The sequence below is a fragment of the Massilia antarctica genome, from assembly GCF_015689335.1.
In the GTDB taxonomy this organism is placed as follows: domain Bacteria; phylum Pseudomonadota; class Gammaproteobacteria; order Burkholderiales; family Burkholderiaceae_D; genus Telluria_A; species Telluria_A antarctica.
Map to the genome: position 1 here is coordinate 4,513,650 of NZ_CP065053.1, position 9,458 is coordinate 4,523,107.

General features: G+C 62.9%; 8 protein-coding genes and 1 pseudogene. 3 read left to right on the forward strand and 6 right to left on the reverse strand.

What is annotated here, in order from left to right:
- The first annotated feature begins 39 nt into the window (after nucleotides 1-39).
- From IV454_RS20085 to IV454_RS20095, 3 genes are all read left to right on the forward strand, one after another.
- Nucleotides 40-714 (forward strand): M949_RS01915 family surface polysaccharide biosynthesis protein, encoded by a 675-nt coding sequence (locus IV454_RS20085; protein ID WP_206087515.1) that lies wholly within the window; start codon nucleotides 40-42, stop codon nucleotides 712-714.
- Between the two features lie 274 nt (nucleotides 715-988).
- Entirely contained in the window at nucleotides 989-1,399 is a 411-nt protein-coding gene (locus tag IV454_RS20090) for a type 2 periplasmic-binding domain-containing protein (RefSeq protein WP_054267464.1), read from the forward strand.
- A 34-nt stretch (nucleotides 1,400-1,433) separates the two neighbouring features.
- On the forward strand, nucleotides 1,434-2,609 hold the full coding sequence (locus IV454_RS20095; protein ID WP_054267465.1) for a hypothetical protein: 1,176 nt from the start codon (nucleotides 1,434-1,436) through the stop codon (nucleotides 2,607-2,609).
- Between the two features lie 54 nt (nucleotides 2,610-2,663).
- Here IV454_RS20095 and IV454_RS20100 read toward each other — a convergent pair whose 3' ends face one another.
- The 6 genes and pseudogenes from IV454_RS20100 to IV454_RS20125 all read right to left on the reverse strand — a co-directional run bounded on the left by IV454_RS20100 (nucleotide 2,664) and on the right by IV454_RS20125 (nucleotide 9,374).
- Nucleotides 2,664-4,163 (reverse strand): Dyp-type peroxidase, encoded by a 1,500-nt coding sequence (locus IV454_RS20100; RefSeq protein ID WP_206087516.1) that lies wholly within the window; start codon nucleotides 4,161-4,163, stop codon nucleotides 2,664-2,666.
- A gap of 66 nt (nucleotides 4,164-4,229) precedes the next feature.
- Nucleotides 4,230-4,688, reverse strand: a complete 459-nt coding sequence (locus tag IV454_RS20105) for a hypothetical protein (RefSeq protein ID WP_206087517.1) — start codon at nucleotides 4,686-4,688, stop codon at nucleotides 4,230-4,232.
- A 190-nt stretch (nucleotides 4,689-4,878) separates the two neighbouring features.
- Nucleotides 4,879-6,084: a TonB-dependent receptor domain-containing protein gene (locus tag IV454_RS20110; RefSeq protein ID WP_307730105.1), complete on the reverse strand. Its 1,206-nt coding sequence runs from the start codon at nucleotides 6,082-6,084 to the stop codon at nucleotides 4,879-4,881.
- A gap of 346 nt (nucleotides 6,085-6,430) precedes the next feature.
- Nucleotides 6,431-6,739: pseudogene (locus IV454_RS33350) on the reverse strand (TonB-dependent receptor plug domain-containing protein); the annotation flags it as partial.
- Nucleotides 6,740-6,810: 71 nt separating this feature from the next.
- Nucleotides 6,811-7,551 carry an SDR family NAD(P)-dependent oxidoreductase gene (locus IV454_RS20120; protein WP_206087519.1) on the reverse strand — a complete coding sequence of 247 codons (741 nt, stop codon included), beginning with the start codon at nucleotides 7,549-7,551 and terminating at the stop codon, nucleotides 6,811-6,813.
- Nucleotides 7,551-9,374 carry a radical SAM protein gene (locus tag IV454_RS20125; RefSeq protein ID WP_206087520.1) on the reverse strand — a complete coding sequence of 608 codons (1,824 nt, stop codon included), beginning with the start codon at nucleotides 9,372-9,374 and terminating at the stop codon, nucleotides 7,551-7,553. Before IV454_RS20125 ends, IV454_RS20120 begins: the two co-directional genes overlap by 1 nt.
- Nucleotides 9,375-9,458: the final 84 nt, after the last annotated feature.

Consider the following 9,458-nt stretch of genomic DNA (forward strand, 5'->3'; position numbering starts at 1 on the left):
TTCCCCTCTTGCCCGTATGGGCCTGAGGCAAGAACGCAAGTGCGCACGGTCAAGCGGCCGGCAACGACCCGATCCTGGTGCCTTGCCCTATGCCTGTCCCTGGCCGGCGCCGCCGCGCCGCAAGCCGCGGATGCCGCGGGCGCGCTGCAAACCATCCCGGTCGCACCCGGATTTCTGGCATCCGAACGCATCCCCCTCAGAGGCACCCTGGTCAAGGCGGCACGGCTCGTCGACGGTGCCGGCGAACATTTGCTTGTCGTCACCTTGCGTTCCGGGCCGTCTACCGCCCCGACGGCAACGCCGGGCGCGGTGGAACGGTTCGAGCTTTTTGCCGTACTCTACACACACAAGGACAAGGCCTGGCCGCAAACCTGGATCATCCAGGATCACGTGGACTGCCCAGGCCTCGATTCAAGCGCGGCGTTTTTCCCCGAGCACATTACGATCACCGACCTGGACAAGAACGGCATGGCTGAAGTGACCGTGCCCTACAAAATGTCCTGCGGCGGTGGCGTCGATGCGAACGAGCTGAAAGTCATCCTGCGCCAGGGCGAGCGAAAGCTGGCGCTGCGCGGCACCACGCTCAGGAATACCAGGGTCAGCGCTCCCTACGGCGGCGACATGACGTTCGACACGGCCCTGTCGCTCAAGGAAAACGCGGTCTTCAAGGCCCATTTGACGACCATACGCGACAAGGTCTACGTCGAAGACTGAGCCATCGTGAGCGATCATTGATTGTGCATCGATCGACCAAGCGTGGCTTCTTGACACAGTCACGGCCCAGCCCCGAAGCTCCCGGTTCAGCTCGCTGACCCGGGGGGCCTACCGAGCGTGTTGTTGGCGTGGCACAGCCTTTCCAATAACTTTCACGTGCGCATACGACGTGATACGCTGGGAGTACACCAGATTCTGGCGAACCACGTAGCTGAGCGCCGCCAACGGCGTCAGGCATGTGGTGATGACAGTTTCGCGCTGATGAGGAAACGTGATGAAACGAACGCTCTTCTCCCTTGCTCCATTGACGCTGCTGTTGGCTATAGCGAGCCCGGCCATGGCAGAACTGGTCATCGTGGTCAATCCCCAGAACCCGGCCACCCGCATGTTCCCGTCCCAGGCAGCCCAGTTTTTTCTCGGTGGCTCTGTCATGTTCACTCCAATCGAGCAGGCCGAGTCTTCGCCTATTCGTGCCGAGTTCTATAAAAAAGTGCTTGAAAAGGAACCCGCCCAGGTGCAGGCGATCTGGTCCAAACTGACGTTCACGGGCAAGGCAAAGGCGCCCAAGGAATACAAGTCCAGTGCGGAAGTAAAAAAGGCTGTGGCGGAGAGCGTGAACGCCATTGGGTATATAGAAAAATCGGCGGTGGACGACACCGTCAAGGTCGTCGCGACGATTCCCTGACCCGCCAAACTCCTATCCCCACCGGAGAGACCCAATGAACAAGATTCCACTCGTGTTTGTCATGACCATGCTGGTCGGCGGCAGTGCCGCCGCCATCGATTTGACCAGTGATGGGTCGCTGAAACTCACTGGCTTTTATACGCTCACCGCGGCCAAGGTACTCAGCGGCTCGGCGCTGGGCAGCAGCGCCCCCTGGACTTACCAGCAGTGGAAATGCCCCTGCACCATCCAGACCTGGGAATACGCAGCCGTTTATGAAAAATCGAAAGGCTGGCAACTCGACCAGGAATCCCTGCTTGGTGTACAAATCAAGAAGGAATTCTCGCCCACCCTGGCAGCAACTGCGCAATTGGTCATGCGCGCAAATAACCCCAACCATGGATCGCGCCCCACAGTGGACTGGGCCTATGCCAGCTGGCAGCCTTCCGCGGACTCGAAATGGACGTTTCAGGCCGGGCGCTTCCGCATTCCGCTTTATTATTACAGCGATTATTTGTACATTGGCTACGCTTATCCATGGGTGCGCCCGATGCCGGATGTCTATGGGTGGCCGATCTATGCCTACAACGGCGCCAATGTCAGCTATCGCACGCAATTGGGCGCCTCCGATTGGGCTGCGACGGCACAGGTCTATACCGGCAGCTATACGCAGCGCAACAACGCTTACGACACGCGGATTTACTGGACAGATCCGACGCACGAATCGTGGAAAGGGATGGTCGGCGCGACCTTCGCCGCGAACAATGGGGTATTTGATGTGCGCGCCATGCTCATGACGTACAAAGACTCGCTGTGGCAGGAGAGTGCGGATGGCGTACGCAACTATCTCTTGAACATTCACGATCAACGCACCCGCATCATGGGCGTGTCCGTCAATATGGACTACAAGAACTGGCTGGTGAAAACAGAGGTAGACCGCTACGAACAGGTCGATGCATCCAAGGGCTTGAACGGCATTTACAAATACGCGCTGGCGAGTGTCGGGTATCAGTATGGTGCTTTCACGCCAGCGCTGTCGATGTCGCGTTATCGCACAGTCGCTGCCCCGATTGAAGGCAGAAATACGCAATATGTGTCGCTGCGCTGGGACTTCGCGAAGAATACGACACTCAAGCTGCAGTACGATATCAGCAAGGACAAGTCCGAATATAGCTACCCATTCTTCGGCGACTCGAAACTGATGTCGGTTTCTCTGCAGGGCATTTTTTAGATGCGCGCTTCCCGGGACTGATTGTCCACGACCGCGGGAGTGCCAGTCGCCGTGTTAACTTGCAGGCATCTCGCTTGCTGCGACTCGTTGCGACTGGCCTGCCGGCTGATCCTGCAACGCCGCAAGGAACAGCAATCCCTTGATGCTCGGGAAAAAGCAATACACGCCGCCGCGCGTGGTGACCAGCCGCGAAAAACCGCGCAGGGTGTGGTTGGCGCTGCCTTTCGGCCCCTTGCCGGCCAAGGTGAACGAACTCGTCGCCGGATCGTTCACGCCGAGAAAAACATCCTCGCCGCTGATGTTGTACACGGCATTGCCGGCGCCAGGCCCTTCCGGTCCCGTGGCGGCTTTCACAAAATCCGACCGCCGGTTCCACTCGCTGCAGAGGAACTCGAACTGGTTGCGGATGCTCGCATTGATGAAGTAGCCGATCAGGCCGCGTGCGGGCTGGCCAGGCCCGGCCACGTCTTGCCCGGCCGCGCCATGGCGGGAAAGATCATACTGCGGACCGTAGGGCATCGAGCGCCGCACGAGGCGGTGATGCGCGCTGTCGGTGCCGATGACGGCGGCATCGCGCGGATTGTTGCGCCGGATATGAGCGCCGATCGGGCACTTCAGGCCCAAGGTATCGTCCTTGGCCGGATCGGCGCTGACGAAGTTAAAGTTGTTCAGTTGCGCGTCCGGCAGCGGCGTACCCTGCGCCGCCGGCGCCAGGGTCAGCGGGTTGCCGTTGCGCCAGCGCCCGAGCATGTTCGCGGCCAGCAGTTCGGTATCGATGCCGGTCTCGGCCGCATAGCGCACGAGCATCGCCTCGAACCCGGCAACATCCTGCTCCAGGATGCGGAACACGGCATAGCTGCTGTTGGTCGACAGTTCCGCTGGCAACACACGGTAGGTTCCCCCCGCGGCATTCAGGTGGCCCAGCAAAAATTCGCCGGCCGGCACCGGCGCCTGGGCATCGCGCGCATAGCGCTTGCGCGGCGGCGCGCCAATGATCGCCGGCTGGGCGATGCCGTGGCGATAGCCGAAATGCACGCTACGGTCAGGCAATTCCGCCCCATCCTGCACATACAATTCCGTCATACTGCCCACGAAGGCCGCGCGCAAGCGGGCCGAGGCGTCCTCCAGCGCGTCGCTGGAATCGGTCGCCCACACGCTGAGCAGGATGTGCACCCTGGCGCCGTCATGCAATCCTCCAATCCAGTGTTGCGGCGCGCTCGGGCCAACGTCGCCCACCGTGGCCGCGCTGGCCGGATCGGTCGCGCCACGCTGGAACGCCGGGTCGAAGCTGGCCAGCTGTCGCGCGCTGATGCCGAGCGCCGCCAGCCCGGTGGCGGTCAAGCACATATTCGTGAAGATGGCCGGCTTGGGCACCTTGCGCCTGGCGGTCGTGATAGCGGGCAGGCCATTGTCGCCATGCACCAGCGCCGCGATCAGCTTGCCGGTCGCGGCGGGATCCGTGATCGTCAGCACGAAGTGCCGTGCCAGGTTGACGCGATAGCCGCGCAGAATCGTGCCCTGCACGTCGTCCAGATCGATCGCAGCGTCGCTCATCAGCTTCTCCCCTTGCTCAGGCGTTCAATTCGCGCATCGGGATGCCAGGCCGGTGTGCGCGGCACATCAGAAAGCGGCAAGAATGTCCTGCACCGTTTGCGGATAGGCGGCGAAGAAATAGGTGTTCGGAATATGTTCCGAGATATTATTCTCCGCGATAAATGCTTCAAATTCCGCCACATGGTCGACCACCGGCGTCAGCGCCGCGCCGCCAACCGTCAGCGACAGCAGCGCGTCGAACTCGTCGCTTAATTGGGCGACGAAATCGTGGATATACGTGCTGAAATCACCGTCGAACGAGGTGATGATCGCGATGGACAGGTTGTCCGATGGCAGGACGGACAACAGGTCCGGCTGCAGAGTCGGCTGCGACCGATCGAGCAAGATCAGACGGGCAAAGTGGACCGTGCCGATCGATTCCAGTGCGGCATTGATTCGCGGCAGCAGGAGGGCCAGCCTGGCAACGACAGTGGCCGCGCTTGTGCCCGGCAGTACCGGCGATATTAAGGTTAGGGGACGGGTCATGATCAGCCTCTTTCATGAAAACCCAGGAAGCGCGGCCGGCAGGTTGGCAGCCGCGTCCTGTGTCAGCAAATGATAAGAGAATCCCCGCGCTGGCAAGTCCGTCGGGAAGAGCAGCGAGCTTGATTCAGCTTAAAGCAACAGGAGCTTGCGGCAGGCACACGCCAGCCCCTGGATCGAAGCGGCAACTGCCTCAGAAGCGCGCCTCCAGCATCGCACGCACCCAGGTCTTGCCCGGCTGCGTGGAGCGCGTGGCCTGGCTGCCGGCCACGCCCGCGTAACGGCGGTCGCTGATCCAGTCATGCCGCAACGCATTGGCAACGCTCACTCTCAATTGAAGCAGGCTGTCGAATTTCCACAAGCCATACATTTCCAGATCGCGCCGGGCGGAAGCACATGTAAATTGATCCTGCGACAGGCGCACATGGCCCCCGCCGCCGTACACGAACGAGGCGCCGGTGGTGAGCGCACCGGCCTTGTAATCGATCCCCGCCGTGGCCGACAAGGGTACTTGCTCGGCCAGCCGGTTGTCCGGCCCCGGCACCCGGTCCACCTTGGACCAGTTGCGGCTGGGCGACAGGCGCAGGTCGAGCGGCGGCGCGGCCGGTGCGACCGATTGCAGCGGAAAGCGGGTTTCCACTTCCAGGGTGCGCACCTCGCACCGTCCGCCATTTTCCGGGCGCAGCGCCCAGCGTCCACCCGTCAGGTTCAGCGCCTGCACGGCGCAGTCCTCGATGCGGCGTGCCGCGGCGGATACCGAGAACAGCGCGCCCTTGGCCCAGTGATGCTCGTATGCGGCATCGATGCCGAGCGCCAGTTCCGGGCGCAGGTCGGGATTGCCGGTGCTGTCGGGATTCGACGCGCTGTTATTGATGGTCAGGGCCGGGCGCGCAATCAGCCTGGCCGCGTCGGGCGCCTTGAACGTGCGCGTGAACGCCATGCGCACCTGGTCGCCACCGCCGCCGGGCAGTTTGTACAAGGTGTGCAGGATCGGACTGAGTACACGACTGTCGTTGCGTACCTCGGCCAGGCCGCTGCCGCCGCTGCGGATGCCGATGCCTTCCCAGCGCGCGCCGAGATACACCGACCATTGCGGCGCTGTACTTGCCGCTGCTGCGCAGGGCGCGGTCGCGCGACAGTCCATCGGCAAAGCAGTCCAGGGTCGCTGCGCCGGACGCCGCCTGCGACGATTGGGCCAGGGCGGTCGCGTAATTACCCGCATCGATACCGATCCGCGATTCGAGCCTGGCACTGTCGCCCAGCTTGCGTGCCCACACCACGTCGCTGCGGATAGTGCGCCGCGTCGCCGCGGTGACGCTGCCGGTGAGCGGATCGACATGCGGGGCGCCCGACACATACGTGGTCGCGTAGCGCGAGTCGTAATGCAGGCGGTTCGCATAGATAAACGATTGCCAGCTCAGGACATCGCCGTTGTCGAGTTCCCAGTTCAGGCGCGGCGCCAGGTTCAAGGTATTGAAATTGCCCACGTCGCCGCCGCGCAGCTGATGTTCGTATAGGGGACGGCCTTCAGCATCGCCGCCCGTTTCGACGGTCGTCACCGGACGGCGAAAGGTATTGCGCGATGCATTGGCCGCGAACGAATACGAGAACGCACCCGCGCGGTCGGACAGGTTCAGGCTCGCCTTGCCCTCGGCCATGCCGCTCGATGCGCCGGCGCCGGCTTTCCAGTCGCGCTGCGCCGTCGATGCGGCGCGCTTGAGGATCACGTTGATGGTGCCGGCGATGGCGCGCGTGCTGTTGTCGGCGGTAGCCGCGCGCACAACCTCGATGCGCTCCACCGATTCGGGCGAGAGCGAGTCCAGCGAAAAGCCGGATGGCGTGCGTTCGCCGTTGAGAAGAATTTGCGTGTAGCCGGCGCCGAGGCCGCGCATCTGCGCATTGCCCCCGCTGACCGTCACGCCGGGCACGCGCTTGAGCGTATCGAGCACGCTGGCGTCGCCATGGCGCACCATGTCATCGCGGCTGACGACGATCTTGCCCGCCGTATCGTCGCGCCGCGCATCGTAGCTGTCGCGGCTGGCGTTAACTTCCACGACCGCCGGCGGCGCTTGTTGGGAGTGCGCCGCGGCGGTTGCATATGTGGAGACGAGCAATACAGCGGCTCTCAAACCGCACCGTCGATCACCACGGTCGCCCCGCTCATGTAGCTGTTCTTGTCGGAGACAAAGAACGCCGCCGCCTCCGCCACCTCGTCCACCGTCCCCAGCCGGCCCAGCGCGCAGTGGCGCAGGTACTCGCTCATTTTCGCCGCCGGCACATTGCCGCTCACCCCTTCATCGAGCACGCCCGGCGCCAGGCAGTTGACCGTGATGCCGTAGCGGCCCACTTCCTTCGCCAGCGCCTCCGTCATGCCCTTGAGCGCCGCCTTGGCCGCGCTGTAGTGCACCGGCGCCTGCATCATCTTCACGCCCGCCAGGGAACTGATATTCAGAATGCGCCCGCGCTTTTGATGGATCATCCCGCGCAGCACCGCCTGTGTCGTCAAAAAAGCGCCCTTGACGTTGGTATTCATCATCCGGTCCCAATCCTCTTCCTCCATCAGCGCGAGCGGCACCACCTGGCCGATGCCGGCGTTGTTGATCAGGATATCGATCGCCCCCGCATCCTGCTCGATGGCGCGCACCATCCCTTGCAGGCCAGCCTTGTCCAGCACCGACACCTGGAACGTCCACGCCTTCACACCAAGCGCCTTCAGCGCCGCCAGCACGGCTTCGGCCTCCGCCACCGAGCGCGTATAGTTGAATGCGACATTGGCGCCTTCGCGCGCCAGTGCCATGCACAGCGCGCGTCCCAGTCCGCGCGAGCCGCCGGTGACCAGTGCGGTCCGTCCGTCCAGCATTCCCATTATTTGAGCACCACTGGTTTGCCGCCGCCAAGGCCGATCGAATGCGGCGCGCGCGCCGGCGTGTCGTCGACCCCGATCCCGGTCAGCGCCTGGCGTGTGTCGGTACGGTGGAACTGCACGATCTGCACCGGTGCGTCCGTCGTCCATGGCTTCTTGCCCCACGCCGCCAGTTCGGTTTCAGGCCCCTTGGCCGCGCCCCGGTGGAACATGTTGAAGCCGCAGGCCGGCATGATGCGCCCGTCCACCTGAGGGTAATGGTGGCAGCACTTGCGCAAGCGTTCGAGGTCGAAGTCGTGGCGGTCCATGTAGTGGTGCAAGAAGATCGACTTGGCCTGCTGCTCGCCCAGATGAATCGCTTCCTTGGCGCTGACCGGCCGGTTCGGGAACATCACATCGATCGTACGGCGCAGCGCGGCCAGAATGTCGGCCGAGCGCTCGATTTCATCCTGGCGCGCGAACACATCGTGCACCACATCGCTCATCGCGTCGTGAATTTCGGGCGAGGCGCCCAGGGTGGCCGAGGAACGCAGCAAGGTACCGTGCGTGCGGAAGTCGACAAAGCGCCCGAACGGAATGTGGGTGCCGTCGTTCATGCGCAGCAGGTAGCTGAGCGACACGCACTGCGGGTGGGAGCAGGGCAGCGGCGCGAAGTCGCTCACTTTCAGCTTGCCGTTGGTCTGCTCCTCGATCGCCTTGATCACGCCGGGAATCGTCAGCCGGTCCATCGGATCGTGCGCGAACTGCCCGCCACCGGCGCCGGTAAAGGCCACCGGCTGGAAGTTCAGCGACAGGAAATGGTCCTCCGACAGGAACATCTCCACCACCTGGCCGATCTGGTGCTCGTTGACGCCGCGCGCGGCGACGAAAATCAGCTGGGTCGGAATATTCAGATCCTTGAGCATCTTGAGCGCGGCGCTCTTTTCGTCGCACAGGTCGCGCCCGCGGATTTTTTCGTGGGTGTCGGCCGTAAAACCGTCGAACTGCAGCGCAACGTAGGCGCCGCTGGCCTTGATTTTTTCGGCAAAGGCGCGGTCGCGCCCGAGGCGCAAGCCGTTCGTGATGATCACGATGCGGCCGATTTCCTCGCGCGTGGCAATCGCGATCAGTTCCATCAGGCGCGGGTGGCTGGTCGGCTCGCCGCCCGACAGCGCAATCGACTCGACCTGGCCCTCGTTGCGCACCAGGGTGTCGATCATGCGCGTGAACGCCTCGTTCGACAGGTGATACGCATTGGTGTTATTGACGATGCAAACCGGGCATTCGAGGTTGCAGTAGTCGGTGATCTCGATGATCGGCAGGCAGGTATGCTGTTCATGGTCGCCGCAGGTGCCGCAATCGGTCGGGCAGCCTTTCTCCACTTCGGTTGCGAACACCAGCGGTTCGGTGCCGGCGCGCGCGTATGAGTAGGCGTCCACGTAGTAGGCCGCGTCTTCCGACACCAGCGCCTCGGACGGGCCGCACTTTGCGCAATTTTTCACAAAATAGACCTTGCCGTCGCGGATCACCACATCGGCCGGCAGCAGCGCCAGGCACCCCGGACAGGTCGACGTCGTATGCTTGAAATAATGGTCGCCTTGTTTCGCCGGATCGACCTGGCCGCGCGCGAGAAAGAGCGCCACCCACGCCTTGGCATCATCGGACACGATCTGTTCGGACGGGCCGCACTGGGTGCAGTGGATCAGGCGTACCACGCCATCGTCGCGCAGCACCACGCGCGCTTCGATCGGCGTCGAGCAGCCGCCGCAGATCGCCATCTCGTGCATGAAGAAGGTGTGCTCGCGATCCTTGCGCACGGTGCTCGTGTCGCAGCTAGTACATTCCATTTGAACCTTTCAACGATGATCTACTGGTGTTCGGCGTTAACTTTAGGATATCCTAACCTGAATTGCATGTGTTGAGTGGCCGTT